At 59.6% G+C, this 25759-nt stretch carries 23 protein-coding genes; all 23 read left to right on the top strand.

The window, feature by feature from the left end; translation table 11 throughout:
• Positions 1–326 precede the first annotated feature (326 nt).
• The 23 genes from acpP to C4N22_RS11600 all read left to right on the top strand — a co-directional run bounded on the left by acpP (position 327) and on the right by C4N22_RS11600 (position 25609).
• On the top strand, positions 327–557 hold the full coding sequence (gene acpP, locus C4N22_RS11490) for an acyl carrier protein (RefSeq protein WP_022256308.1): 231 nt from the start codon (positions 327–329) through the stop codon (positions 555–557).
• An 18-nt stretch (positions 558–575) separates the two neighbouring features.
• A complete protein-coding gene (gene accD, locus C4N22_RS11495; protein ID WP_022256307.1) occupies positions 576–1457 on the top strand; it encodes an acetyl-CoA carboxylase, carboxyltransferase subunit beta in 882 nt (293 codons plus the stop codon).
• Positions 1450–2415: an acetyl-CoA carboxylase carboxyltransferase subunit alpha gene (locus C4N22_RS11500; protein ID WP_112149066.1), complete on the top strand. Its 966-nt coding sequence runs from the start codon at positions 1450–1452 to the stop codon at positions 2413–2415. The genes accD and C4N22_RS11500 overlap by 8 nt, the downstream gene beginning before the upstream one ends.
• Positions 2412–3356 carry a beta-ketoacyl-ACP synthase 3 gene (locus tag C4N22_RS11505; RefSeq protein ID WP_112149067.1) on the top strand — a complete coding sequence of 315 codons (945 nt, stop codon included), beginning with the start codon at positions 2412–2414 and terminating at the stop codon, positions 3354–3356. Before C4N22_RS11500 ends, C4N22_RS11505 begins: the two co-directional genes overlap by 4 nt.
• Before the next feature lie 4 nt (positions 3357–3360).
• Positions 3361–4299 carry a DUF561 domain-containing protein gene (locus tag C4N22_RS11510; protein WP_112149068.1) on the top strand — a complete coding sequence of 313 codons (939 nt, stop codon included), beginning with the start codon at positions 3361–3363 and terminating at the stop codon, positions 4297–4299.
• The gene (locus tag C4N22_RS11515) at positions 4293–5360 is read left to right on the top strand and encodes an NAD(P)H-dependent flavin oxidoreductase (RefSeq protein ID WP_112149069.1); all 1068 of its coding nucleotides are present in this window, start codon (positions 4293–4295) and stop codon (positions 5358–5360) included. Before C4N22_RS11510 ends, C4N22_RS11515 begins: the two co-directional genes overlap by 7 nt.
• On the top strand, positions 5357–6295 hold the full coding sequence (locus C4N22_RS11520) for an ACP S-malonyltransferase (protein ID WP_112149070.1): 939 nt from the start codon (positions 5357–5359) through the stop codon (positions 6293–6295). Before C4N22_RS11515 ends, C4N22_RS11520 begins: the two co-directional genes overlap by 4 nt.
• The gene (fabG, locus tag C4N22_RS11525) at positions 6292–7041 is read left to right on the top strand and encodes a 3-oxoacyl-[acyl-carrier-protein] reductase (RefSeq protein ID WP_112149071.1); all 750 of its coding nucleotides are present in this window, start codon (positions 6292–6294) and stop codon (positions 7039–7041) included. The genes C4N22_RS11520 and fabG overlap by 4 nt, the downstream gene beginning before the upstream one ends.
• Before the next feature lie 16 nt (positions 7042–7057).
• Positions 7058–8296 carry a beta-ketoacyl-ACP synthase II gene (gene fabF, locus C4N22_RS11530; protein ID WP_022256300.1) on the top strand — a complete coding sequence of 413 codons (1239 nt, stop codon included), beginning with the start codon at positions 7058–7060 and terminating at the stop codon, positions 8294–8296.
• A gap of 3 nt (positions 8297–8299) precedes the next feature.
• On the top strand, positions 8300–8770 hold the full coding sequence (fabZ, locus tag C4N22_RS11535) for a 3-hydroxyacyl-ACP dehydratase FabZ (RefSeq protein ID WP_112149072.1): 471 nt from the start codon (positions 8300–8302) through the stop codon (positions 8768–8770).
• A 247-nt stretch (positions 8771–9017) separates the two neighbouring features.
• On the top strand, positions 9018–10469 hold the full coding sequence (locus C4N22_RS11540) for an EAL domain-containing protein (protein ID WP_112149073.1): 1452 nt from the start codon (positions 9018–9020) through the stop codon (positions 10467–10469).
• 157 nt (positions 10470–10626) lie between these two features.
• A complete protein-coding gene (locus C4N22_RS11545; RefSeq protein WP_347476112.1) occupies positions 10627–11364 on the top strand; it encodes a response regulator transcription factor in 738 nt (245 codons plus the stop codon).
• A complete protein-coding gene (locus C4N22_RS11550) occupies positions 11361–12710 on the top strand; it encodes a HAMP domain-containing sensor histidine kinase (RefSeq protein ID WP_112149074.1) in 1350 nt (449 codons plus the stop codon). The genes C4N22_RS11545 and C4N22_RS11550 overlap by 4 nt, the downstream gene beginning before the upstream one ends.
• Before the next feature lie 187 nt (positions 12711–12897).
• Positions 12898–14616 (top strand): efflux RND transporter periplasmic adaptor subunit, encoded by a 1719-nt coding sequence (locus tag C4N22_RS11555; RefSeq protein ID WP_112149075.1) that lies wholly within the window; start codon positions 12898–12900, stop codon positions 14614–14616.
• Entirely contained in the window at positions 14616–15386 is a 771-nt protein-coding gene (locus tag C4N22_RS11560; protein WP_112149076.1) for an ABC transporter ATP-binding protein, read from the top strand. Before C4N22_RS11555 ends, C4N22_RS11560 begins: the two co-directional genes overlap by 1 nt.
• On the top strand, positions 15383–16588 hold the full coding sequence (locus tag C4N22_RS11565; protein ID WP_112149077.1) for an ABC transporter permease: 1206 nt from the start codon (positions 15383–15385) through the stop codon (positions 16586–16588). The genes C4N22_RS11560 and C4N22_RS11565 overlap by 4 nt, the downstream gene beginning before the upstream one ends.
• 73 nt (positions 16589–16661) lie before the next feature.
• Positions 16662–18809: an S-layer homology domain-containing protein gene (locus C4N22_RS11570; RefSeq protein WP_112149078.1), complete on the top strand. Its 2148-nt coding sequence runs from the start codon at positions 16662–16664 to the stop codon at positions 18807–18809.
• A 564-nt stretch (positions 18810–19373) separates the two neighbouring features.
• Positions 19374–20060, top strand: coding sequence for a transaldolase family protein (locus C4N22_RS11575; RefSeq protein WP_022256291.1), 687 nt, complete (start codon positions 19374–19376; stop codon positions 20058–20060).
• Between the two features lie 46 nt (positions 20061–20106).
• On the top strand, positions 20107–20964 hold the full coding sequence (locus C4N22_RS11580) for an NAD(P)-dependent oxidoreductase (RefSeq protein ID WP_112115388.1): 858 nt from the start codon (positions 20107–20109) through the stop codon (positions 20962–20964).
• Positions 20965–20982: 18 nt separating this feature from the next.
• Positions 20983–21657, top strand: a complete 675-nt coding sequence (locus C4N22_RS11585; RefSeq protein WP_112149079.1) for a DUF4867 family protein — start codon at positions 20983–20985, stop codon at positions 21655–21657.
• A gap of 28 nt (positions 21658–21685) precedes the next feature.
• Complete coding sequence (locus tag C4N22_RS11590) at positions 21686–23695, top strand: alpha-glucosidase (RefSeq protein ID WP_112149080.1); 2010 nt, start codon at positions 21686–21688, stop codon at positions 23693–23695.
• Between the two features lie 3 nt (positions 23696–23698).
• Positions 23699–24457 carry a sulfite exporter TauE/SafE family protein gene (locus tag C4N22_RS11595; RefSeq protein ID WP_022256287.1) on the top strand — a complete coding sequence of 253 codons (759 nt, stop codon included), beginning with the start codon at positions 23699–23701 and terminating at the stop codon, positions 24455–24457.
• A gap of 69 nt (positions 24458–24526) precedes the next feature.
• Positions 24527–25609: a substrate-binding domain-containing protein gene (locus C4N22_RS11600; protein WP_112149081.1), complete on the top strand. Its 1083-nt coding sequence runs from the start codon at positions 24527–24529 to the stop codon at positions 25607–25609.
• Positions 25610–25759 lie beyond the last annotated feature (150 nt).

Below are 25759 nucleotides of genomic sequence, written 5' to 3' on the forward strand. Positions count from 1 at the left end.
TTTTCAAGGGGATAAATCTGGACTCTTTGGCGCCGGGGTGGTGGATTTCATATAAGATGCTTGCGGTAAACTAAGAATCGGCGAAGCCCTCTCACCAGTTGCGTGGGAGGGCCTTTTTGCGCCCAAAACAGGGATTTACACAACGAAAACTTTTGTTTGGTTTGATAAATACTTGTGAAAGAACTGTAAAAGCTAAATCTTTTTAGATAAAACTCTTGACATCTGACCGGAATTCGATATAATGGCCTTGTTCGACAACTCAAAAACTTTAGGTAAACAATTTGAAACACACAAGATAAACCATTTGATAAAAGGAGACCATTACTATGACTTTCGATGAGATGAAGAAGATCGTTGTTGACACCCTGAACTGCGAGGAAGACAAGGTGACCATGGAGGCCAGCCTGACCGAGGACCTGGAGGCCGACAGCCTGGATGCTGTGGAACTGAACATGGCTCTGGAAGATGCATTCGGCGTCTCTATCTCCGATGAGGAGCTGGCCAACATGAAGACCGTGGGCGATATCTTTAACTACCTGACGGCCCACGCGGAATAAGGTACCGAGGCAAGCGAGATGAACGATATCAGAGACCTGCTCCCTGGCGGCAAGATGCGGGAACGCACGTTCCAGCTCAAGGCCCGGCGTGACGTCGGCGTGGCCTGGACAGAACCCCAGTTTGTGGAGTGTAAGCAGTGCGGCCGCCGCACTACCCGGCAAATCTGGGCCAAAAGCTTTTTCGTCTGCCCCAACTGCGGCTTCCACCTGCCCATCGGCGGCTACTATCGGCTCAGCCTTGTGCTGGACCATGGCAGTTTCCGGGAGCTGGATGAGTCGCTGCCTCCGCAGGATGTCCTCCATTTCCCGGGCTATCCGGAAAAGCTGGCAGGGGCAACGGCGAAGACAGGCCTGAGCGAAGCTGCCGTCACGGCCGTGGGTCGGATCGGCGGCGTGGCCTGCGTGGCCGCGGTGCTGGACAGCCGCTTCTTTATGGGCAGCATGAGCACGGCTGTGGGCGATAAGATCACCCGCGCCATTGAGTATGCTACCAGCAAGCACCTGCCTCTGGTCATCTTCTCGGCCAGCGGCGGCGCCCGGATGCAGGAGGGCATTTTCAGCCTGATGCAGATGGCCAAGACCAGTGCCGCCATTGAGCGTTTTTCCAGCAAGGGCGGGCTGTACATCAGTGTGCTGACCCACCCCACCACGGGCGGTGTCACCGCCAGCTTTGCCAGCCTGGGCGATATCATGCTGGCCGAGCCCGGGGCACTCATCGGCTTTGCCGGCCCCCGCGTCATCGAGCAGACCATCGGTGAGACACTGCCGGCGGGCTTCCAGCGCAGTGAGTTCCAGCTGGAGCACGGCTTTGTGGATAAGGTGGTGCCCCGCAGTGAGCTGCGCGCTACGCTGATCCAACTGCTGCAGCTCCACGCAGAGGGAGGAAGACGGAATGATTAAAGACCTTTTGGAGCAGCTTGCTCCGCTGGATGCCCAGATCGCAGCCCTGCGCGGCAATGCAGCCGACGAAGAGAGCGATATGAGCGCCATCACGGCCCATGCCTCTGAGCTGGCGGAGCTGGCTGTGGAGGAGGATGAGATCCTCCGCAGCTGCGGCCCGCTGACCGCCGAAGACCGGGTCTTTCTGGCCCGGCATCCGGCCCGCCCCCACATCGACGAGACCGTCAACGCTCTGTTTACCGATTTCTTTGAGCAGTGCGGTGACCGCCAGTGCCGGGAAGACCGGGCCATTCTGGGCGGCATCGCCAAATTCCACGGGATGCCCGTGACTGTCATCGGTCACCGCAAGGGGGCCACACTGGAAGAAAACATGGCCTGCAATTTTGGAATGCCGGGCCCCGAGGGGTACCGCAAGGCCCTGCGCCTGATGAAGCAGGCCGAAAAATTTGGCCGCCCCATCATTACCTTTATTGACACGCCGGGCGCTTACCCCGGCAAGGAAGCCGAGGAACGGGGTCAGGGCGAGGCCATCGCCCGCAACCTGATGGAGATGAGCGGCCTGACGGTGCCCATCATCGCCGTCGTCACGGGCGAGGGCTCCAGCGGCGGTGCACTGGCATTGGGCGTGGCAAACCACATCCTCATGCTGGAAAACGCCGTTTACTCGGTGCTCAGTCCGGAGGGCTTTGCCAGCATCCTGTGGAAAGATTCTTCCCGCAGCGGCGAGGCCTGTGAGCTGATGAAGTTGACGGCCCAGGACCTCTATCGGGATGGGATTGTGGAAGAGATCATCCCGGAGCCGGTGGGCGGCGCGCAGCGCAGCCACGCGGCTCTGTACGCGGCGCTGGACACGGCCCTGAAAAACCATCTGCGCACTCTCTGCAAGATGGGCGGCAAGGCCCTGGCCGAGCAGCGTTATAAAAAATACCGCCAGATCGGGGAAACGAGGAAAGCATGAACGGGTTACAGCTGATCGCAACCGGCGGGGCACTGCCCGGCCGCACGGTCACCAACGAAGATCTGAGCCGCGTCGTGGACACCAGCGACGAGTGGATCACCACTCGCACGGGCATCCGCACCCGGCACTGGTGCACGGAGGGGGAGAGCGCGGCCACCCTGGCGATCGCAGCCGCCCGGCAGGCGCTGGAACGCAGCGGCCTGGCCCCGGAGCAGATCGCCTGTTGTGTCTGTGCTACCCTCTCGGCCCCGGACGCGACCCCGAGCGTGGCCTGTCAGGTACAGCGTGCGCTGGGCCTGCCCGAAGACCGCCCGGCACTGGACGTCAACGCGGCCTGCTCCGGCTTTGTCTACGGCACCGCCGTGGCCCGCGGCCTGCTCACCACACTGGGCGGGCAGTATGCGCTGGTGGTAGGGTGCGAGGCCCTTTCCCGTCTGATGGACCCAACCGATCGCTCTACCTGTGTCCTCTTTGGAGATGGCGCGGGCGCGGCCGTTTACGCGCTGGCCGATACTCCTTTCGCCATCACGCTGGGAGCCCGGGGCAATGATGCCATCCACGCAGGCGGGCCTGATCGGGCTGGTTCTGCGCCCATTACTATGGACGGCAAGGCTGTTTTCCGCTTTGCGGTGGATGCCCTGCCCAAGAGCTTGAACAAGGTTTTGGCTGAGACAGGACTGACGCTGGACGATCTGGGCTGGGTGGTCTGCCATCAGGCCAACAGCCGGATCATCGACCACTGCATCAAACACCTGAATGCCGACCCGGCCAAGTTCTACAAGAACATGGACCGCCACGGCAACACCAGTGCTGCCAGCATTCCGGTGGCCCTCAATGAGCTGGCCGAAGCAGGGAAGCTGACTCCCGGCCAGCGGGTGGCCTGCATTGGCTTTGGCGGCGGCCTCACCTGGGGCGGCATGATTCTGACATACAAAGGTTGAAAAAATGAAACTTCTAAACGAGATTCTGGGGACGAAGTACCCCATCATTCAGGGCGGTATGGCCAACATCGCCACCGGCGAGTTTGCGGCCGCCTGCTCCAATGCGGGGGCCCTGGGCCTCATCGGCGCGGGCGGAATGCGGGATGCGGATACCCTGCGGGAGAACATCCGCCGCTGCAAGGCATTGACCGACCAGCCCTTTGGCGTCAACATCATGCTGATGCACCCCCTTGCAGATGAGTTTGCAAAGATCGTGGTGGAAGAGGGCGTGCAGGTGGTTACCACCGGCGCGGGCAATCCGGGCAAGTATATCCAGATGTGGAAAGAAGCCGGCATCAAGGTCATCCCCGTGGTGGCTGCTGCCGTGCTGGCAAAGCATCTGGAGCCGCTGGGCGTGGATGCCATCATCGCCGAAGGCACCGAGAGCGGCGGCCATGTGGGCGAGATGACCACCATGGCGCTGGTGCCCCAGGTAGTGGATGCCGTCAATGTCCCGGTCATCGCGGCGGGCGGCATTGCCGATGGCCGCCAGCTGGCAGCAGCTTTTGCGCTGGGGGCCTGCGGTGCTCAGGTGGGCACCTGCCTGCTGGTGAGCGAGGAGTGCCCCATCCACGAAAACTACAAAGCGGCCCTCCTCCGGGCCAAGGACAGTGACACCATCGTGACCGGCCGCATCGGCGGCACCCCCGTCCGTGTTTTGAAAAACCGGATGAGCCGGGAATATGTCCGGCAGGAAAAGGCCGGTGCCGATAAGATGGAGCTGGAAAAATACACGCTGGGCAGCCTGCGCCGTGCCGTCTTTGAGGGCGACACTGCCACGGGCAGCCTGATGGCCGGTCAGGTGGCCGGAATGCTCCATGAGGTGCGCCCGGTGGCTGCCATTCTGGAGGAACTGTGGGAGAGTGGGAGGCAGCGCATGGCCGCGCTGAGTGAGCTATGCTGACCCTCGCGGGCAAACCCCTTGCAGTCCCCATTTTACAGGGCGGCATGGGCGTGGGCGTTTCCCTGGGCGGGCTGGCCGGAGCCGTGGCGGCCTGCGGCGGCATGGGGTGCATCTCCACCGCTGACACCGGCTACCGGGAACCGGATTTTGCCAAAGACCCGGTCGGCGCCAACCGCCGCGCCCTGGCGGCGGAGATCAAAAAAGCAAAAGAGATTGCCAATGGTGTGGGTCTTGTGGCCATCAACGCCATGGTTGCCACCCAGAACTATGCCGACGCCGTGAAAACAGCGGTGGAGGCGGGAGTGGACGCCATCGTCTCGGGGGCCGGGCTCCCGCTGGAGCTGCCCGGTCTGGTGGAAAAAGCCGATGTGGCGCTGGCACCCATCGTATCCAGCGGCCGAGCGGCCAGGCTGATCTTGCGCCGCTGGGCCAAATCCTTTGGCCGTACCGCTGATTTTGTGGTCATTGAGGGCTGCAAGGCGGGCGGACACCTTGGCTTTTCCGAGGAAGAGCTGCTGGCAGGCAAATGCCAGACCTTAGATGAAATTCTGCCGGAAGTCCTTGCGGAGGTAAAACCCTACGAGGAGCAGTTCGGCCACGCCATCCCCGTGTTTGTGGCGGGCGGCGTTTACACGGGCGAGGACATCGCCCACTATGCCCGGCTGGGAGCCGCCGGTGCCCAGCTGGCCACACGATTCATCCCGACCTATGAGTGCGACGCCAGCCAGACCTATAAAGATGTCCTGCTGGCGGCACAGCCGGAGGATGTCCGTATCATCCACAGCCCGGTGGGAATGCCCGGCCGTGCGCTGAACACCCCGCTGGTGCAGAAGCTGGCCGAGGGCCTGCGCTTCCCCCCGAAACGGTGCGCCCGCTGCCTGAAAGCCTGCGACCCTGCAAAAGTACCCTACTGCATTACCCACGCGCTGATTGAAGCGGTCAAGGGCAATGTGGAAGAGGGCCTGTTCTTCTGCGGGGCCAACGTGGGGCAGCTGGACCGGATGCGCAGCGTCCGGGAGCTGATGGATGAACTGATGGACGATTGGAGGAAACACCAATGAAACTTGCCATTCTTTACGCCGGGCAGGGCAGTCAGCACCCCGGCATGGGCAAAGACCTTTACGAAGCATATCCCGCTTTCCGGGCCGCTTTTGATGCCGCCGCGCTGGATTTTGACCTGCACAGCGTCTGCTTTGAAGACCCGGACGGCGTTTTGAATCAAACCGAATACACCCAGCCCTGCATGGTGGCCTTTGCGGCCGGCGTGACTGCTGTTTTGCAGGAAAACGGCGTCAAGGCGGATGATCTGGCCGGCCTCTCGCTGGGTGAGTATTCCGCCCTGCAGGCCGCCGGTGTCTTTACGGCCAAGCAGGCGGTGGAACTGGCGGCTTACCGCGGCAAGGCGATGGCCGATGCCGCCAAAGGCATCGACTGCGGCATGACCGCTGTGATGAACCTGGACCGGGACGCCCTCGCAAAATGCTGCGAAGAGGCTTCCGCACTGGGTGTTGTTCAAATTTGTAATTACAACTGCCCGGGTCAGCTGGTCATCGGCGGCGAGAAAGCCGCTGTGGAAAAGGCTGCCGAGCTGGCAAAAGCCGCCGGTGCCCGCCGCTGCATCCCCCTCAAGGTCAGCGGCCCGTTCCACACCCGACTGATGGCCCCGGCAGGCGATGCACTGGCCAAGCGCTTTGCCACTGAGAACTTCGGAGAGATGAAAACTCCCGTTCTCTTCAACTGCTTGGGCCATGAAAAGAGCGCGGAGAATTCCATCCCGGCGCTGCTGGAAAAGCAGGTGCAGAGCAGTGTTTACATGGAGGATACCCTCCGCCGCCTGGGTGAGCTGGGCGTCACCGAGATCCTGGAAGTTGGCCCGGGCAAGGCACTGAGCGGCTTTGTCAAAAAGACGCTGGGCCCGGACGTGCCCTGCACTGCCGTGGAAACGGCGGAGGAGCTGGCCGCGTTCCTGACCAAGTGGAAGGAGGCCCACGCATGAGCGAAGCTGTGGTGAAGCGTGCTGCCGTTGTCACCGGCGGCAGCCGGGGCATTGGCCGTGCCATCTGCGTGGCTCTGGCCAAACAGGGTTGCAATGTGGTGGTCAACTACTGCCGCGGTGTGGATGCTGCTGCTGAGACGGTGGCCCAGTGCACCACTCTGGGCGTGCAGGCTGTGGCCGTACAGGCCGATGTCTCCACCGCCGAGGGCTGTAAAAAACTGTTTGAAGAGGCGGTCAACGCCTTTGGCCGGGTGGATATCCTCGTGAACAACGCCGGTGTCACCCGGGATAATTTGATCCTGCGGCTGAGCGAGGAGGATTTTGACAAAGTCCTCAACGCCAACCTCAAGGGAGCGTTCCTCTGCTGCAAGGAGGCTGCCCGACGAATGGTCCGTCAACGCTTTGGCCGGATCATCAACCTCAGCAGCGTGGTGGCCCTGCGGGGCAATGCGGGCCAGACCAACTACGCCGCCAGCAAGGCAGGCCTCATCGGTCTGACCAAGAGCCTGGCCCGGGAGCTGGCCAGCCGCGGCGTTACGGTCAATGCGGTGGCCCCCGGCTTTATTGCAACGGATATGACGGCTGTCCTGCCCGAAGCGGTTCAGGCGGAAATGACAAAGGGCATCCCGCTGGGCCGTGTGGGCCAGCCGGATGATGTGGCAAACGCGGTGGCGTTCCTCGCTGCCGAACAAAGCGGCTATCTCACCGGGCAGGTGCTCTGTGTAGACGGCGGCATGGCAATGTAAAAGGAGAAATTCTCTTATGGAAAAACGCAGAGTCGTGATTACGGGCCTTGGCACCGTGAACCCGCTGGGCAACACCACCGCCGAGAGCTGGGCCGCTGCCAAAGCAGGCAAGTGCGGCATTGGGCCCATCACCCAGTTTGACGCCAGCGAATTCAAGTGCAAGCTGGCCGCTGAGGTCAAAAACTTTGACCCCGAGACGGTTGTGGATAAAAAAGAGGCCCGCAAGATGGCCCGGTTCACCCTGCTGGCGCTGGGCGCTGCCGCGGAGGCACTGACCGACAGCGGCCTGGATCTGGCCGCAGAGGGCGAACACATCGGTGTCAGCGTGTCCAGCGGCATCGGCGGCCTGCCCACCATCGAGGAGCAGCACAGCCGTGGTCTGGAAAAGGGAATGGAAAAGGTCAGCCCTTATTTTGTCCCGATGGCCATTGCCAACATGGCAGCGGCCCAGATCGCTATTCGCTTTGGCCTCAAGGGAATGTGCACCTGCCCGGTCACGGCCTGCGCGGGCGGCACCAACGCCGTGGGCGATGCCTTCCATCGCATCCGGGATGGCTATGAGCCCATCATGGTCTGCGGCGGTGCCGAGAGCTGCATCAGCCCGCTGGGCATCGGCGGTTTTACCAGCATGAAAGCCCTCTCCACGGCCCAGGACCCGGAGGCAGCCAGCCTGCCCTTTGACGCCCGCCGCGGCGGCTTCGTCATGGGCGAGGGCAGCGGCATCCTCGTACTGGAAAGCCTTGAACACGCCCAGGCGCGCGGTGCCAAAATTTACGCGGAAGTAGTGGGTTACGGTGCCAACTGTGACGCCTACCACTTTACCGCCCCGGCTCCCGGCGGCGTGGGGGCCATCGGCTGCATGAAGCAGGCGCTGGCCGACGCCGGCGTTGCCCCGGAGCAGGTGGACCACATCAACGCCCACGGCACGGGCACCCACATGAACGACAGCTGTGAGACGGCTGCCATCCATGCGGTGTTCGGCGAGCACGCCAAGGAGCTGGCGGTTGTCTCTACCAAGAGCATGACGGGCCACCTGCTGGGCGGTGCCGGCGGTGTGGAAGCGGTGTTCACGGCGCTGGCCCTGCGGGACCAGTTCGCCCCGCCCACCATCCACTATGAGCAGCCGGACCCGGAGTGTGACCTGGACTATGTGCCCAATGTGGGCCGGGAAATGTCCATGACCTACGCGTTGAGCAACAGCCTGGGTTTTGGCGGCCACAACGCCTGCCTGCTGCTGCGCAAGTGGGAGGGCTGAACCATGGCGGAACCTCGCACCGTGCGTGAAAACGCAAACAGCCTCACCTCGGAGCAGATCGCGGCCATCCTGCCGCACCGCTACCCGTTTGCACTGGTGGACCGCATCCTGGACTATGAGCCGGGCCAGTGGGCCATCGGCCGCAAGTGTGTTTCCCGCAATGAGGAATTTTTCTGCGGCCACTTCCCAGGCCAGCCTGTCATGCCGGGCGTCCTCATCCTGGAAGCGCTGGCTCAGACCGGGGCCGTCGCGGCTCTCAGCCTGCCGGAAAACGCGGGCAAACTGGCCCTCTTTGGCGGCATCAAGAATGCACGCTTCCGCAAACAAGTCACGCCGGGGGATGTGCTCACCCTCCACTGTGAGCTGGTGGAACAGCGGGGCCCGGTGGGCATCGGCAAGGCGTCCGCCTATGTGGACGGCAAATGTGCCGCCACTGCCGAGCTGACCTTTGTACTGACCGACCGCACCGAATAACAAAAACGAGAAAAGCACTCCGGAGCTGCAGAGATGCTGCGGCTCTGGGGTGCTTTTTGCCAAAAACAGGCGGCAGCGGGTAGCGCTCCCACAAGGTGTTTGAAATGGTGCATAAAATGCACAAAAATGGAAAGATATGCAGTACCATTTCTTGAACGGGGTTGCGCCGAAAAGCGTTTCGTGTTATGATTGTTCAAAGAAAGAAACAGACACCATCAGACGTTGACCGGAAGGAAGCAAACGAACCATGGCAAAGCTGGAAACGTGCGGAAAAAAGGGCTTGGCACAGCAGGGATCAAAAGATGCGCTTTTAGAGGAACTGGAAGATTTTTTGCGGGAAAACGCGGAACGGCGCTTGTGTATGGCGGCCGTGGATGTGGAGCATTTCAAGCTGGATGAGGCGGGCTGCAACTGGGAGCAGTACAGTCCCTCCATGCGGGAAAAGCTCAAGCAGCGCCAGCAGTTGCTCATTGAGATAGAGCGGGCGCTGCAGAACAAGGAATTCTGCTTTTACTTACAGCCCAAGTGCAACAGCATGACCCACGCCATTGTGGGGATGGAAGCGCTGGTGCGCTGGAACCACCCCACCCGGGGCATCGTGTCGCCCGGGGAGTTTGTGCCCCTGATGGAAGAGACGGGCCTCATCACCCGGCTGGACCTCTACCTGTGGGAAGAGGTCTGCCAGATGCTCCAAGGCTGGAAAGCCCGGAACGAGAACATGGTGCCCATCTCGGTCAATGTCTCCATTTCGGATATCGCGGCGCTGGATGTGGCGCAGGTGCTCTGGGAGCTGGTGCAGAAATATCAGCTGGAGCCCAAACTGCTGCTGGTGGAGATCACCGAGAGTATGCTGGCCCAAAACCTGAAAATGGTGGAAAACACCATCGCGGCCCTCCACCGCAAGGGCTTTGCCGTGCTGATGGATGATTTTGGCAGCGGCTATTCCTCCCTGAATATGCTCCGCAATACCAGCGTGGATGCCATCAAGCTGGATATGCAGTTCATCGTGCGGGACAGTGAAAGCAGCAAGGGCAGGCAGATCGTGGAATCGGTCATCGAGATGGCCAGGCGGCTGAACCTGCCCATCATCGCCGAGGGCGTGGAGACGCAGGAGCAGGTGTTCATGCTCCAGTCCATGGACTGCCTTTACACCCAGGGGTACTATTTTTATAAGCCCATGGCCGTGAAACAGGCCGAGGAGCTGCTTGCGCAGCCTGCCATGGAAAATTACTGGGACTTGCGCCGGGACATGACCCGCCGGAATTACAAGGCCTTTACGGGCGGTCTTGTGAGCGAAAAGAGTGCCATTACCCTGCAGGCGTTTCAGATCCTGGCCGATAACGCCCTGGTGCTGGCCCGCCTGGATCTGGTTACAGGGGAATACCGCATCGTCAAGCGGGACGAACGGCTGATGGGGGTTCCCGAAGAGAAAACGCTTCAGCTGGAAAGCTACTGCGAGCAGCTGGTGGCCGAAAAAGCCATCCACCCGGAGGACGCAGCGCAGTTCCGCGCGCAGGCGAAGCTGGAGCTGCTTCAGGCGGCATTGTTCCGGGAGCGGCGCTCGGTGATCCGCCGCTGCCGCCGAATGGTGGCGGGGGAGTATGTCTGGGTACGCATCGAGGTGCTGCCCTGCAAAGACTGCAGCCCGGAAGACCCCTGGGCTGTGGTGGTCGCGCGGGAAGAATTTCCCGAGGAATAACGGTTTTATCAAGGCCCTCTGCCGTGGTGCAGGGGGCCTTTTGTGCTGTCTGGCGGCAAAATCTAAAGCAAAGATTAAGATTTCCTAAGAAAAATCCAATGGAAAAGCCGGGCCGTTGCTGATATACTGAAAACGGTAAACGCTGGAAACGTGAAAAATGGGAGGAAACAAGATCATGGCGGCACAGACGATACTCATTGCGGAAGATGATCCGGACATCCGGGACGGTGTGCGCATTTTGCTGGCCGGGGAGGGCTACCATATCCTGGAGGCAGAAAACGGCACCCGGGCGCTGGAGATCTTCAACCCGGAAGTAGACCTGGTCATCCTGGACATCATGATGCCCGGCATGAGCGGGCTGCGAGTCTGCGAGGAGCTGCGCAAGGTGTCCACGGTGCCCATCCTGTTCCTGACGGCAAAATCGCAGGAATCGGACAAGCTGCTGGGCCTGACGGCGGGCGGCGATGATTACCTGCCAAAGCCGTTCTCCTTTGCGGAGCTCAGTGCCCGGGTCAAGGCTCTGCTGCGGCGGTACTGCGTCTATCAGGGCAAGGGGCAGGTGGCTGCCCAGCCCGAAAACCTGAAGCTCATTTCCAATGGCGTCCAGCTGGCACTGGACTGCAACCGGGTCTGGGTAGAAGAGCGGGAAGTGGACCTGACCGAGACGGAGTATAAAATTCTGCGGATGCTGATGCAGAACCCGGAGCGCATCTTCTCCGTGGAGATGATCTATGAGACCGTGTGGGGCGAGCCTTACTACTATACTTCCAACGGCACGGTCATGGTCCACATCCGCAACCTGCGGACAAAAATTGAAGCCGACCCTCAGAACCCCAAGCGGGTGTGTACCGTGTGGGGCAAGGGGTACCGGTTTGTGAGTGAGGAACAGGTATGAACAGACAGAGCCTCGTTGCAAAAATGCTCCACCTGCAGGTGGCGTCGGCGCTGGGGTGCATTCTGCTGTATTTTGCGCTCTTGTTTGCCACGCGAGCGGGGCTGAGTTACTACAATAACCACTCCGATATTCAGCAGCGCTCCATTGCCCGGCAGGTGGAACGATTTCAGAAATACGTTACAGCACAGGAGATCTCCGCAAAAGACACCCGGGCCATTGATGAGTGGGTGGGGCAGCAGAGCTTTTTGCTGATGAACATTTACCGCGGGCATCGGATGCTCTACTCAAACTTTTCGTTCAGTTTTGGAGATGGCCCGGATGAGGAACGGGAACCCGGTTCAAACTTTTCGTTCAGTTTTGGAGATGGCTCGGATGAGGAACGGGAATCCGGTAAGAGCTGGCAGGAGTTTTATCTTGTCCAATTCTCGGATGGCCCGGCCCAGGTACAGCTGTTCTGCAATGTGGTGCTCAACTGGTGGGTCCTGTTCAGTAAATTGCTGATCGTTTTCTGCGTGGGTGTGTTTCTGGTGGTGTTCTGGTTTGCCTGCCGCCGCATTGTGAAATATATCATCCAGCTCAGTGAGGAGATCCAGGCCATGGAGGGCGGCGACCTCGACCACCCCATCACCATCCGGGGAGATGATGAGCTGACGACGCTGGCCCGCTGCCTGGACTCCATGCGGGTCACCCTGCGCCAGCAGCAGGAGGAGGAAGCAAAGGCCTCCGCCAAGGTGAAGAACCTCATCACCGAAATGTCCCACGACCTGCGCACTCCGCTGACCACGCTGCTGCTGTATACCGAGATCGTCCGGAGCCGCAAATATGAGAACGACGCCCAGAAGGATGACTACCTGAACAAGATCGACACCAAGGCCCGGCAGCTCAAACAGCTGTCCGATAACCTGTTTGAGTATGCCCTTGTCACCCGGGACACTGTCGTTACATTGGACCCGCCAGCTTACTTCTCCCGCATTTTCGAGGAACCGCTGGCTGAGATGGTGGATACATTGCAGCAGCGTGGCTTTGCCTGCGCGCTGGACCTTGGCAGTGAGGACCTGATGCTGACGGTCAAGATGCAGTATATCCGCCGTGTTTTTGATAACATCACGTCCAATGCCATCAAGTATGCCGACCCCGGCCGGGAGATCTCCGTTACCTTTCGAAAGGAAGAAAAGTGGGTGGGCCTGCGTTTTGCAAACCATGTGCTGCCCGGCCAGCACCGGGAGGAAAGCACCCAGGTGGGCTTGACCAGCATTGAGACCATGATGGAAAAGATGAACGCGGTCTGCCGGGTGGAGCAGGGGACAGAGCAGTTTGCGATCACGCTGCTGTTTCCCATCACCTGAGAGCGCCGGAAACGGGTGTCAGCGCGGTTTCTGACGCGCTTTCATAAATTGTTCACGATTCTTAAGCCAAATTTAAGAAAATCCTCGGGAATTTCTGAAGAAAAGCCTGCTATAATTCCGTTGTATCATATAGAGGGGCATTTTGGAAGCCCCATCCCCCCGAAAAAAACCCAGGAGGCCAATGTTTATGCTATTTAGAAAAAAGCCAGCGGAGGAACGCTCCCCGCAAGAACTGGAAATCGCGCTACAGGAAGCGGAAATGCCGCAAAAGGGCCTGAAGCCATTCCTGCACAAAAATGGGAAGAAGCTGGTGGCCGTTCTGGTCATCGCGGCCATCCTCGTTGTGCTGCTGGTGCCCAAGGGCCAGAAGAAAGCGGTCAACGCGGAGACCGCGTATACCCAGGTGACGCCCGAAAACCGGGACATCACCAATGTGTACAGCGAATCAGGCGTGCTGAACGCCGCCAACAGCTACACCGTCAAGGCGACGGTCAAGGGCGATGTCCTGACCGCGGATTTTGAGGTGGGCGATGTGGTGGAAAAGGGCGCGGTCCTTTACACCATCGACAGCTCCGATGTCGTCAGCGGCGTGGAAAAGGCAGAGCTGAACCTCGGCCAGGCCCAGCGCAGCTACGATGACGCTGTGGACGCCCAGTACATCCGCACCGACATTGCCGGCACCGTCGCTTCCTTTAAAGTGCGGGTAGGCGATGTGGTCAACGCAGGGCAGGAAGTCGCCACCATCCGGGACGACACCACCCTGCTGCTGGAGCTGGAGTTCCCGGCGGCGGACGCCGCCAACTTTGCCGTGGGCCAGAGCGCGGAGGTGCTGCTGGACAGTACCTTTGAGGCCATCACCGGCAGCGTGCAGTCCGTCTCCGGTGCGGATACCCTCAGCAGCGGCAACCTGCTGGTCCGCACCGTGACCATCGCGGTCCGCAACACCGGCAACCTGACCGCTTCCCAGGCGGCCACTGCCACCATCAACGGCGTCAGCGCCCTGTCTTCCGCCCGGTTCAGCTACCAGCGTGAGCAGAGCGTTACCGCCCAGAACAGCGGCACCGTCTCCGCTCTCTGCGTCAAGGAGGGAGCTCAGGTCAGCGCCGACACGGCCCTGCTCCAGCTCTCTGGCAATAACCTGACCAAGCAGGTGCTCAACGCCTCCGACAACCTGCGCAGCGCCGAGCTCTCTGTGGAAGACACCCAGAAGCAGGTGGACGATTACACCATCACCGCCCCCATCAGCGGCACGATCATTTCCAAGGATGTCAAGGTGGGTGATACCGTGGGCACCAGCACGGCAACGGCCGATACCATGTGCGTCATCTACGATATGAGCTACCTGGAAATGACCCTGAACGTGGACGAGCTGGACATCCTCAACATCAAGGAGGGCCAGAAAGCCACCATTACCGCCGATGCCGTTTCCGGCCAGACCTTTGAGGGCGTTGTTACCAGCATCTCCAAGGCAGGCACCACCACCGGCGGTACCACCACGTACCCCGTTACCATCCGCATCGACGAGATGGGCGACCTGCTGCCCGGCATGAACGCCACGGCAGAGATCGTGACCGAGAGCGCCGACAATGTTCTCTCGGTGCCCAATGCGGCCATCACCCGCGGCAATTACGTCCTTGTAACCAAGGATTCGCCCAGCGCCGCCAACGCGGATGACAGCATGACCGCTCCGGACGGCTACGTTTACGTCAAGGTGGAGACCGGTGTCAGCGATGATGACTACATTGCCATCACCAGCGGCCTGACCGCGGAAGACACCGTGGCCTATGATTCCAGCTACAGCACCACCACCCTCGCCGGGGATGTACAACTGGTGATGGACGGCGGTGATATGGGCGGCGGCCCCGGCGGTGCTCCTGGCGGTGGCGGCCCGGGAGGTGGCCAGTAATGAGTGCACTCATTGAGTTTGACAACGTGTGCAAGTATTACCAGATGGGTGACACGACGGTCAAGGCTGCCGACCATATCTCCATGAAGATCAACAAAGGCGAGTTCGTGGCCATCGTCGGCCAGTCCGGCTCGGGCAAATCCACCTGTATGAACATCATCGGCTGCCTGGACGTGCCCACGGCGGGCACCTATCGGCTCAATGGCCGGGATGTGGGCAAGATGAACAAGAACGAGCTGGCCGAGATCCGCAACGAGATGCTGGGCTTCATCTTCCAGCAGTATAACCTGCTGCCCAAGCTCAGCCTGCTGGAAAACGTGGAAGTGCCGCTGGTGTACGCGGGCGTCCCCCTGGCTGAGCGCAAGCGCCGCGCGACCGCCTCTCTTGAGCGGGTAGGGCTGGGCGATAAGCTCAAGAACAAGCCCAACCAGCTTTCCGGCGGCCAGCAGCAGCGTGTCTCCATTGCACGTGCTCTGGCGGGTAATCCGGCGGTCATTCTGGCCGACGAGCCCACCGGCGCGCTGGACAGCCACACCGGCCGCGAGGTGCTGGGGATGCTGCAGGAGCTGCACCGGCAGGGGAACACCGTGGTGCTCATCACCCACGACAACTCCATTGCGGTGCAGGCCCAGCGGATCATCCGGCTGGAGGATGGGCGTGTCGTCTACGACGGCGACGCCCACGCCCCGGAGGCGGTGGTCCAGCCCAACCTGGTCATCCCGGATCCGGTAAAACCACAGAATGAAACCAAACAGGAGGGCAGCGTATGATCTACGAAACCTTCCGTGAAGCCATCCAGAACATCTGGAGCAATAAATTCCGTACATTCCTTACCATGCTGGGCATCATCATTGGCGTGATGGCTGTTATGGTCATTGTGGGTCTGGGCAACGGTATGACCACCAGCATCCAGAACGAGTTTGCCGATATGGGCACCAACCTCCTGACCGTGCAGATCATGGGCTACGGCTCCCGTTCTGTCAAAGTCAAGGACTTCTATGAACTGGTGGAAAAAAACTCGGATGTCCTCGGGGCTGTTTCGCCCTCCATCAGTATGAGCGGAACAGTCAAAGTCGGTACGGACGATGACAGTTACAGCAGCACCTCCGTCAAAGGCGTCAGCGAAGTGTATCTGAACATGGGAGGCTACACCATCGCGCAGGGCCGTCCCCTGAACTACGTGGACATGGACGCCAACAAAAAGGTCTGCATTGTAGGCGATTACATCAGCCGGGTGGGCTATGGCGGCGACGCCATTGGCCAGAGCATCAAGATCGGCAGAGAGTGGTACACCATTGTGGGCGTGCTGGAAGCCAAGATCGACGACCCCTCCAATCAGGAGGGCAGCAGCGACGACTGCATTTTTGTGCCCTACACCACGGCCATGCGTGTCTCTGGCATCAGCACGGCCAGTTCTTACGCGGTCCTTGTGTCCGATGAGGAGAATATCTCCAAGGGCAAGGCCATCATTGAGAATGGCCTGCAGGAGCTGCTTCACTCGGATAGCGGCTATATGGTCATCAGCCTGAGCGAGATGCTGGATATGATGACGAGCATGGTCAACATGGTGGTCACGGTCCTGACGGCCATTGCGGCCATCTCGCTGCTGGTCGGCGGCATCGGCATCATGAACATCATGATGGTCTCTGTTACCGAGCGCACCCGTGAAATCGGCATCCGCAAGGCACTGGGTGCCAAGGAAAGAACGATCCTGAGCCTGTTTGTGGTGGAGGCGGGCACAACGTCTGCTCTGGGCGGTATCATTGGCATTGGCCTGGGGTACATCGTCTCAACCATTGTCACCAAGGTCCTGGCCGTCATCATGACCGATATGCCCATTACGGTCACCCCCACCGCCGGCTCCATTGCCGTGGCCTTTGGCATCTCGGTGGGCATTGGCGTGATGTTTGGCTACCTGCCTGCAAAACGTGCCGCACGCCTCAACCCCATTGAAGCTCTGAGATATGATTAACGCGCCCTCTCAGGCGCTCACGCGCCAGTTTTCCCCTTGGGAGAACCAAGCATACTGATTAAGGAGTGAAACTATGAAGAAACGCATTCTTGCGCTGCTGTTGGCGGTCTGCGTGGCCTGCTCCATGCTCATCCTGCCCGCCTCGGCCAGCGGCTCCAACACGGCAGTCCAGACAGCCGTTACGCTGGGCGGCCTGACCTCCGACCAGACGGCAAACCTGGCCGCACCGCTTACCCGTGGCGCGCTGACCAAACTGATGGTGGCGTTCTCCGCCTACCGGGAAAGCGCCAAGACCCAGGGCTCCACGGGTACCCTCTTTTCGGACGTGGGCAGCGGCTCCGCCTATGCGCCCTACGTCCGCATTGCGGTCCAGCAGGGCTGGATCAGCGGCTATACGGACGGCAGCTTCCGCCCGGACAATGCTGTCACGCTGGAAGAAGCCTGCACCGCGGTCCTCAAGCTGCTGGGCTATGACGTGACCACCCTCAGCGGTACGTTCCCGGCCGCACAGCTCAACAAGGCAAACGAGCTGGGCCTGCGGGACAACCTGACCAAGACCCAGGGCGAGGGGATGACGCTGGAAGACGGCGCTGTCCTGCTCTACAATGCTCTGACGGCCACCACCGCGGAGGGCAAAGTCTATGCCTCTTCGCTGGGTTTTACCGTGAACAACGGCGTGGTGGATGTCTCTTCCATCCTGCTCAGCAATGTCAAGGGCCCCTTTGTGGCGGGCCTGGGCACCCAGCTGCCCTTTGCACCCACGGCGGTCTACCGCAACGATACCGTGACCACGGACGCCACCCTCAACGCCTATGACGTTTACTACTACAACGAGACGGCCCAGACGGTATGGATCTACACCCGCAAGGCCGCAGGCCGCATCACGGCCGTGGCTCCCTCGGCCAATGCCCCCACTTCTGTTACCGTGGCAGGCACCGAGTACACCATCGCTTCCTCCTCTGTGGCGGCACAGCTCTCCGCTCTGAACGGCGGCGGCGTGGGCCAGGTGGTCACCCTGCTGCTGGGCATGAACGATGAAGCGGTTTCCGTTCTGACGGGCGACGCCGCCAACGAGGTGTTCTACGGCGTGGTCCAGACCACCAGCCGCAGCCTGGTGGAGAACAGCGGCCCGGATGTGCAGCAGACCGTGGCCGTTGCCTGCACCGATGGCGTGACCCGCAGCGTGAACGTGGACAAACAGTTCAACTATCCGGCAGGCAAGCTGGTGGCCATCACCGTGGATGAAAACGGTGAGAGCATCCAGAGCCTTGAGACCAAATCCACCAGCGGCACCGTCAACGCCGAGGGCACCGCCCTGGACAATACGGCCCTGGCCAGTAACGTGGAAATTCTGGACACGACTTCGGAGGGTTTGGCTGGGGCAGTTCGCCCCAGCCGCCTATCGGGGGTCACTCTGAGCGGCACGGACGTCAAATATTATACCACCAATGAAAAAGGCGAGATCGACCGCCTCATCCTCAGCGACGTGACGGGCGATCTGTGGGAGTACGCGGCACTGGATGGCATCCAGGCAGCCACCGATTATGCGGGCAGCAAGATCGACGAGAAAATCAACGAGAAAGTTTCCTCTTCCTCTTCGACAAGCTCGTCTCTGGCAGGCATGACCACGACCACCGAGGATGACGACCAGAAAGCCAAGCAGACCGCGCTGGATGTGCGCAACATCCTGCTGCCCAGCACCAGCGATGTGCTGTATGGTCTGGTGGATGGCAGCATCGTCAGCACCACCTGGAACCAGCTCACCGGCAGCACCGACCGGCTGGCTGCCTACGTGCTGAAAAAGGTGGGCGACAATGTAGGCGGCGTGGCAGGCAATATCATTGATTACTTTGCCTCCGGTGCCAACTATGTCTGCTATGTCAACGGCAAGCAGGTCACCTATACCACTTCGGTCAAGTACCCGGTCATCGCGGGCGGCGTGGCCATTGGCAAATCCGCCGACGGCAAAAAAGTCAACGCGATGGTCCAGCTTTCCCCGGTGGTGGTGGATAAGCTGGGCGCCGGCTGGGTCATGAAAGGTGATACCCGCTATGAGACCGCCGACGACATCCAGGTCTATCTGTGGAACCAGGGAACTTATTACAAAGTTTCTCTGGCCGACCTCAATACCCAGGATTACAAACTGATCGGCTGGTACGATAACCAGGGCCATTCCGCAGGCAATAAGATCCGCCTGCTGGTAGCCGTGCGCACCAACTAAAAGCGAAACAGAACCAAAGCCCCTGCGCAGGAGTTTCTCTTGCGCAGGGGCTTTTTGGCATTGGGGAGCTTGAGCGAGCGACAACCACCAGCTCCGCTGGTGGAATAAAAACGGCTTTAGCGCTCGACAAAGAGAAACCTCCCCGTAGAATAGAGTGTGGGCTTGCCAACCACATTCTAGGAACAGGGAGGTTTCTCTTTGAAATCTTTACTTTGCCGCTGACGATCTCGGAGGCCGGCAGATCGTTCAGGATGCGGAGCGCAAGGAGAGCCGAAAATCCGCATGACACGGACGGTTAGTAGCAGCTAATGTGCAACAAGCACAAAAATAATTCAATAACATTGGTAAGTAGTAGATTAAAAAATGATGTTAAAGTATTGACAATTTGCTCCGCACGGCGCTATAATGCAGGTACAGTAATTGATTAACACTTTTAATCAATTAAAGATTTTTTACCGGATGAGATTTGAAGCTTGATAAAAAATGACGAATCTCAAACAAAAAACGATTGCTTGCTTGAAGAACGAATTGATTAACACTTTTAACTAAAAGGAGAAAATGATTATGAAGTACTTCCTGGACAGCGCAAAACTCGATGAGATCAAGCTCGCTTACAACACCTTTGGCATTGACGGCGTTACCACCAACCCCCGCCACATCATGCTGAGCGGCAAGCCGTTCCTGACGGCCATTACCGACATCGCCAACTGGATCAAGGAAGAGGGCCTGGAGGGCTACGAGAAGTTCCCCGTCTCCGTGGAGATCAACCCCCATCTGGACGACACTGAAGAGATGATCGCCGCCGCAAAGAAAGTCTCCGCCATCAGCGAGAACTTCGTCATCAAGATCCCCTGCACCGAGGCTGGTGTGGCTGCTGCCCGCCGCCTGGAGAAAGAGGGCATCCGCACCAACGTGACGCTGGTGTTCAGCCCGGCACAGGCCATCTGGCCCGCAAAGAACGGCTCCCTCTTCGTTTCTCCGTTCCTGGGCTGGAAAGAGGCCAACGGTGAGGACTGCAAGCAGTACATCAAGGACATCGTGGATATCTATAAGAACTACGGCTTCTACGGCAAGACCCAGATCATCTGCGCAGCCATCCGCACCCCCAAGCAGATCGTGGACTGCGCGGTGGCAGGTGCCGACATCGTTACCACCGGCCTGGCCGTCTATCAGGACGCCATCAAGCACGCTTACACCCGCCAGGGCATTGAGACGTTCATCAATGCATGGGATAACACCGTGACGGAGTAAGCGGAACACAAAGCAGCGAGTGAGCAGGAGCAAAAGGAGAAGCACTATGAAAATCGGCTTTATCGGTCTGGGCATCATGGGCGAGTCCATGTGCGAAAACATTGTCAAGAAGCATGACGACACCGTCTACTGCTTCGATTTCATCCCCGCAAAAGTGGAGCTGCTGGCCTCCAAGGGCGCGGTTCCCTGCAAGGACTCGGTGGAGCTGGCCGAGAAGTCCGACGTCATCATCTCGATGGTGCCCAAATCCGAGCACTCCATGAGCGTGTACAAGACCATCCTCCCGGTGCTGGGCGCGGGAAAGACCTGCATTGATATGTCCACCATCGATCCCAGCGTCTCGGTGGAGATCAGCAAGATGGTCAAGGCCACGGGCGCTGCATTCATGGACGCTCCTGTCGTCAAGAGCAAGCCCGCCGCCATTGCCGGCAAGCTGGGCATCTACATGGGCGGCGACGAAGCCACCTGCGAGGCCATGCGCCCCATCCTCGCTTACATGGGCGAGAACATCATCCGGATGGGTGATAACGGCAAGGGCCTGGTCATGAAGATCTGCCACAACGCACTGGTCACGCAGATCCAGAACGGCGTCAACGAGACCCTTTCTCTGGCACAGCTCAACGGTATTTCGGTGGAAGACTATGCAACGGCTATCTCCTACGGCGGCGGCCAGAACTTCTATCTGGACGGCCAGTGGCAGAAGCTGCGGGATGAGGACTATACCACCGCGTTCTCTCTGGCCAACGCCGCCAAAGATGTGGGCATCTGCATGAACCTGGCGAAAGAGTGCGGCCTGGACATGCCCGGTGAGGCAAACGTCAAGAAAGTTTACGACAAGGGCATGGAAGCCGGAATGGGCGGCGACGACTGGCGCTCGACCTTTAAACTGGTCCGGGGCCACTGATAAAAGGGGAGTGCAGTGATGGAAAATCGGTTAGAGCATCTGAATCAGGTCAACGATGTCCCGGTGCACAGCGTGCTGGATCCGGAATTCGTCTCCTATGGCCGGGTGGTCACGGGCTATGATTTCAGTGAGATGATCGCCTACATGGAGCAGAACACCCCCATCCCGGAAAATGGCAACACCTATGTTGCAAGCGTGCCCGAGATGGAAGCCCTGGCCGTGAGTGCCGAGGTGCAGAAAAAATTCTACGGCGACATGCCCATTGAAGTGGGCTACTGCAATGGCCGCAATACCACCTGGAACGGCTTTGAGTATCACAAGGGCAGCGAGATCAATGTGGCTGTCACGGATTTCATGCTGATTTTGGGCCATGTGTGGCAGATCGAGGACAACACCTACCGGTTTGAGAACGCAAAAGTCTTCTTTGTGCCCAAGGGCACGGCGGTGGAGATGTACCAGACCACGCTGCATCTCTCGCCCTGCCGGGTCTGCGATGCAGGCTTCAAGGGCGTGGTCATCCTGCCGCGGGGCACGAACACCCCGCTGGACGAGAAGACCCCTAACGGCGACCCGGAGAGCAAGCTGCTGCTCCAGCGAAATAAGTGGGTCATTGCACACCCGGAGCGGGAGCCGCTCATCAAGCAGGGCGCTTACCCCGGCCTGCTGGGCGAGAACAAGGAGCTCCACTATTAAAGGGCCGAATGGCTGAGAAAGGGCAACCATGGAGATCATTTGCAAAGACCGGGTCTTTACCCTGAAAAACGGCGGCGATGTGCTGCTGCATACCGACGCCAACACCCCGATGGTTTATGTCGGCTACGGCGAAGAGCGTGTGGAGATGTACCGCGGCAACTTCAAGCTGGAAGATCACCTGCTGGAGCGCCGCCCCCTGACCCTGACTTCTGCCCGGGTGACAGAGCAGGGAATAGAGCTGGATCTTGAGGGCCAGCTCAAGCTGCTGGTCACCGAGAAAGAGGGCGCTGTCACCCTGACGGTGGCGGAAAAAGCCGAGGGCATCAACCGCTTTTGGCTGCATGTGGAAGCGGCCGAGGACGAGCATGTCTACGGCTGCGGCGAGCAGATGAGTTACTTTGATCTGCGGGGCCGCCACTTCCCGCTGTGGTCCAGCGAGCCGGGTGTTGGCCGCGACAAAACGACCTACGTTACCTGGCGCAGCGACGTGGAAAACGGCGGTGCGGGCGGTGATTATTACAACACCAATTACCCGCAGCCGACCTACGTTTCCAGCCGCCATTATTACCTCCACATGGATACCACGGCTTACGGGGATTTCGATTTCCGCAACCCGCGCTACCATGAGCTGCAGTGCTGGAATGTGCCGGGCTTTATCCGCATCGAAGCCGCCCCCACATTCGTGGAGCTGCTGGAAAAGCTGACCGCGTTCCTGGGCCGCCAGCCGGAGCTGCCGGAGTGGATCTACAACGGCCTCATCATCGGTGCCCAGGGCGGCAACGAGCGTAGCTTTGGCATCGTGGACAAGAGCCTGGAGCACGGAATCAAGGTCTCCGGCCTGTGGTGCCAGGACTGGTGCGGCAAGCGGGTGACGAGCTTTGGCAAGCGCCTGCAGTGGGACTGGCATTTCCACAAGGAAATGTACCCCGACCTGCCCAAACACATTGAAGAACTCCACGCCCGGGGCATCAAGTTCCTGGGTTACGTCAACCCCTACCTCGTCAACGATGGCGAGCTCTACGCCGAGGGCAAAAAGCGGGGCGTCTTCGCCAAAAAGGCGGATGGCTCCGATTACCTGGTGGACTTTGGCGAGTTCTACTGCGGCGTGGTGGATTTCACCAACCCCGAGGCCTACAACTGGTTCAAAGATGAGGTCATCAAAAAGTATACGCTGGACATTGGCATCGACGGCTGGATGGCAGACTTTGGCGAGTATCTCCCCACCGACGATCTGGTGCTGGCAAACGGCGTCAGCCCGATGATCGAGCACAACCACTGGCCGGTGCTGTGGGCAAAATGCAACTACGACGCCGTCAAAGAGAGCGGCAAGCTGGGGCAGGTGGTCTACTTCATGCGGGCCGGCGGCACGGGCAGCCAGAAATACTGCACCCTGCTGTGGGCCGGTGACCAGAGCGTGGATTTCAGCCGCCACGACGGCCTGTGCACCGTCATCTGCGCGGCACTGAGCTCCGGCATGGTCGGCTGCGGCCTCAACCACTGCGACATCGGCGGCTACACCTCGCTGTTTGACAACTGCCGCACCAAGGAGGTCTTCCTCCGGTGGGCGGAGATGGCAGCCTTTATGCCCGTGATGCGCACCCACGAAGGCAACCGCCCCGACACCAATTTCCAGTATTACGACGATGACGACTGCATGAAGCAGCTGGCACGTCTGGTGGATATCTACACCATGCTGGCACCCTACACCAAAACGCTGGTGGCGGAAAACGCCGCCAAGGGCACCCCGGTCATGCGGCCCCTCTTCCTCCAGTACGAGGACGACCCCCGCAGCTATACCGAGCAGTTCGAGTACCTCTACGGTCCGGACCTGCTGGTGGCTCCGGTGTGGCAGAGCGGCAAGACGGAGTGGGAGGTCTACCTGCCCAGCGACGAGTGGACCCATCTGTGGACGGGCGAACACTACGCCAAGGGGACCCATATCGTTCCGGCGGAACTGGGCGATACCCCGGTGTTCTGCCGCAAGGGTTCCCAGTGGGCGGAGCTGTTTGACAGCATCCGTGCAAAGTACGGGAAGTAAGCTATGCGGAATCAGATCCTGTTTTACATCGTCATTCTGCTGACGAACATCATCCACGGCATCACGGGCTTCGCGGGCACCATCTTAGCCATGCCGCCCAGCCTGATGCTGGTGGGCTACGATATCGCAAAGCCAATTTTAAATGTGCTGGCCATCTTCTCCGGCGTGTATGTTTTTGTGGGCAACTACAAAAAGATCGCCTGGAAAGAGCTGGCCAAGATCGTGGTGGTCATGGCACTGGGCATCTTTGGTGCCGTGTTCATCAAAGGGCTGTTCGTTGGCAAAGAGCACCTGCTCTACAAACTGCTGGGCCTGCTGGTCATCGGGCTTTCGGTACAGGGCTTTTACAAGCTCGTACACAAGCCGGACGCCAAAACAGAACCGCCTGCGGAGGAGCAGGGAAGCAAAGGCAATGTCGGCACCTATGCACTGCTGGTGCTGGCCGGTATCATCCACGGGCTGTTCGTCAGCGGCGGCCCGCTGCTCACCGGTTACATGACCAAGCGCATCAAAGACAAAACCGTCTTCCGCGCTACCATTTCCACAGTGTGGGTCTTCCTCAACACCCTCGTCTTCCTGGAGGATGTCCAGGCGGGGCTGTGGGTACCCTCCACGGTGAAAATGCTGGCCATCTCGGTGCCGTTCCTGCTGGCGGGCATGTTCATCGGCAGCAAGCTGGTGGCCCGCATGAGCCAGCTGGTCTTTATGAAGCTGACCTATATTCTGTTGTTTATTTCGGGGCTTTCGCTTCTGGTGAAGTGACCCCCCGTGAAAAGCGCAAACCGAACATCTACAAACAAGAAAAAGAGAAATGTGAAGGAGAACACTACTATGAAACGTCGTGAATTTCTGTCCATGAGCGCTGTTCTGGCTGCTTCCGGTATCCTGGCAGGCTGTGCCGCTTCCAATGCAGGCAGCACCAGCACCGCGGCTTCCACGGCTGGCTCTACCGCGGCTTCCGAGGAGCCCAGCAACGGCGGCGAGACCATTAAGATCATCTGCCCCTACGGCGTCGGCGGCACCGCTGATATCGTGGCCCGCAAATATGGACAGGTGGCAAACCAGACCCAGAAGAAGTACAACTTCATCGTGGAGAACATGACCGGCGGCGACGGTTTCGCCGCAGCCACCTACTTTGCTGATGACAGTACCTCCGTGGCAAAAGAGCTGCTGGTCTTTGGCTATGGCGTCTGCTACCGCCATGATCTGGGCAAAGAGTTCGGCACCGAGGAAGTGGATTTTGACCGTGATGCCATGTATCCCATCGGCACCATTGATGACCGTACCTGGATCGTGTACACCACGCCCGACCAGACGCTGGCTTCCATTCTGGAAAAGGCCAAGAACGGCGGCATCAAGATGTCCGGCGGCAACCCCCTGTCCGACTGCCATCTGTCCTGGGGTTCCCTGATCGCCATGGAGGGCGGCAAGGTATCCGTGGTTCCGTATGACGGCGGTGCAAACCAGAAAAAGGGCCTGACCGACGGCGAGGTCGATGTCTTCGTCGGCACCACCCAGGCTGCCAAGGACGAGGTCGAGGCTGGTACCCTGATCCCCATTCTGGCCATGAACGACCGCGCGTTCGAGGGCTTCGTCACGCCGTCCGGCCCCATTACCGTCCCCACCTGCGCAGGCGATTCCAAGGCTCCGGAACTGAACCCGGCCAACGATTATGAGTCCTGCATCCTGCCCGCTGGCGGCGTGCTGGCAGCCCACAAGGGCGCCGACCAGACATTCATCGACGAGATGATTGAGATCACCAAGGATGTCTGGAATGAACCCGAGTTCAATGAGTGGATCGCTTCCATCCTGTTGAACCGCTTTGAAGTTTATGGCGACGAGGCAGAGGCTTTTATCAATGAGGCTTGCGAGAAAGCCATCAATGCTTACAAGAACCTGAGCGGTCAGGCCTAAACCTGAAGCATAGAAATAAGTGCCGCATCGGTCACGTTTCGCATGAACCTTGTGCTGACGGGCTGCCGGTGCAGCTCGTCGGCACTTTTTATTAATTGGCAAAGAAACTTGGGAAACCGATGTCGGTTTACCGTACGAAAGGAGAACGAA

The organism is Faecalibacterium prausnitzii (assembly GCF_003287495.1).
GTDB classification, from domain to species: Bacteria; Bacillota; Clostridia; order Oscillospirales; family Ruminococcaceae; genus Faecalibacterium; species Faecalibacterium prausnitzii_I.

Excerpts from the sequence above, each read along its gene's own strand:
- C4N22_RS11585 (WP_112149079.1), top strand. The coding sequence starts at position 20,983 with ATGGAAAATCGGTTAGAGCATCTGAATCAGGTCAACGATGTCCCGGTG.
- C4N22_RS11505 (WP_112149067.1), top strand. The coding sequence starts at position 2,412 with ATGAACGGGTTACAGCTGATCGCAACCGGCGGGGCACTGCCCGGCCGC.
- C4N22_RS11590 (WP_112149080.1), top strand. The coding sequence starts at position 21,686 with ATGGAGATCATTTGCAAAGACCGGGTCTTTACCCTGAAAAACGGCGGC.
- C4N22_RS11540 (WP_112149073.1), top strand. The coding sequence starts at position 9,018 with ATGGCAAAGCTGGAAACGTGCGGAAAAAAGGGCTTGGCACAGCAGGGA.
- C4N22_RS11580 (WP_112115388.1), top strand. The coding sequence starts at position 20,107 with ATGAAAATCGGCTTTATCGGTCTGGGCATCATGGGCGAGTCCATGTGC.
- C4N22_RS11575 (WP_022256291.1), top strand. The coding sequence starts at position 19,374 with ATGAAGTACTTCCTGGACAGCGCAAAACTCGATGAGATCAAGCTCGCT.
- C4N22_RS11560 (WP_112149076.1), top strand. The coding sequence starts at position 14,616 with ATGAGTGCACTCATTGAGTTTGACAACGTGTGCAAGTATTACCAGATG.
- C4N22_RS11555 (WP_112149075.1), top strand. The coding sequence starts at position 12,898 with ATGCTATTTAGAAAAAAGCCAGCGGAGGAACGCTCCCCGCAAGAACTG.
- fabZ (WP_112149072.1), top strand. The coding sequence starts at position 8,300 with ATGGCGGAACCTCGCACCGTGCGTGAAAACGCAAACAGCCTCACCTCG.
- C4N22_RS11510 (WP_112149068.1), top strand. The coding sequence starts at position 3,361 with ATGAAACTTCTAAACGAGATTCTGGGGACGAAGTACCCCATCATTCAG.
- C4N22_RS11520 (WP_112149070.1), top strand. The coding sequence starts at position 5,357 with ATGAAACTTGCCATTCTTTACGCCGGGCAGGGCAGTCAGCACCCCGGC.
- C4N22_RS11500 (WP_112149066.1), top strand. The coding sequence starts at position 1,450 with ATGATTAAAGACCTTTTGGAGCAGCTTGCTCCGCTGGATGCCCAGATC.
- C4N22_RS11565 (WP_112149077.1), top strand. The coding sequence starts at position 15,383 with ATGATCTACGAAACCTTCCGTGAAGCCATCCAGAACATCTGGAGCAAT.
- C4N22_RS11595 (WP_022256287.1), top strand. The coding sequence starts at position 23,699 with ATGCGGAATCAGATCCTGTTTTACATCGTCATTCTGCTGACGAACATC.
- C4N22_RS11600 (WP_112149081.1), top strand. The coding sequence starts at position 24,527 with ATGAAACGTCGTGAATTTCTGTCCATGAGCGCTGTTCTGGCTGCTTCC.
- acpP (WP_022256308.1), top strand. The coding sequence starts at position 327 with ATGACTTTCGATGAGATGAAGAAGATCGTTGTTGACACCCTGAACTGC.
- C4N22_RS11570 (WP_112149078.1), top strand. The coding sequence starts at position 16,662 with ATGAAGAAACGCATTCTTGCGCTGCTGTTGGCGGTCTGCGTGGCCTGC.
- fabF (WP_022256300.1), top strand. The coding sequence starts at position 7,058 with ATGGAAAAACGCAGAGTCGTGATTACGGGCCTTGGCACCGTGAACCCG.
- accD (WP_022256307.1), top strand. The coding sequence starts at position 576 with ATGAACGATATCAGAGACCTGCTCCCTGGCGGCAAGATGCGGGAACGC.
- C4N22_RS11550 (WP_112149074.1), top strand. The coding sequence starts at position 11,361 with ATGAACAGACAGAGCCTCGTTGCAAAAATGCTCCACCTGCAGGTGGCG.
- C4N22_RS11545 (WP_347476112.1), top strand. The coding sequence starts at position 10,627 with ATGGGAGGAAACAAGATCATGGCGGCACAGACGATACTCATTGCGGAA.
- C4N22_RS11515 (WP_112149069.1), top strand. The coding sequence starts at position 4,293 with ATGCTGACCCTCGCGGGCAAACCCCTTGCAGTCCCCATTTTACAGGGC.
- fabG (WP_112149071.1), top strand. The coding sequence starts at position 6,292 with ATGAGCGAAGCTGTGGTGAAGCGTGCTGCCGTTGTCACCGGCGGCAGC.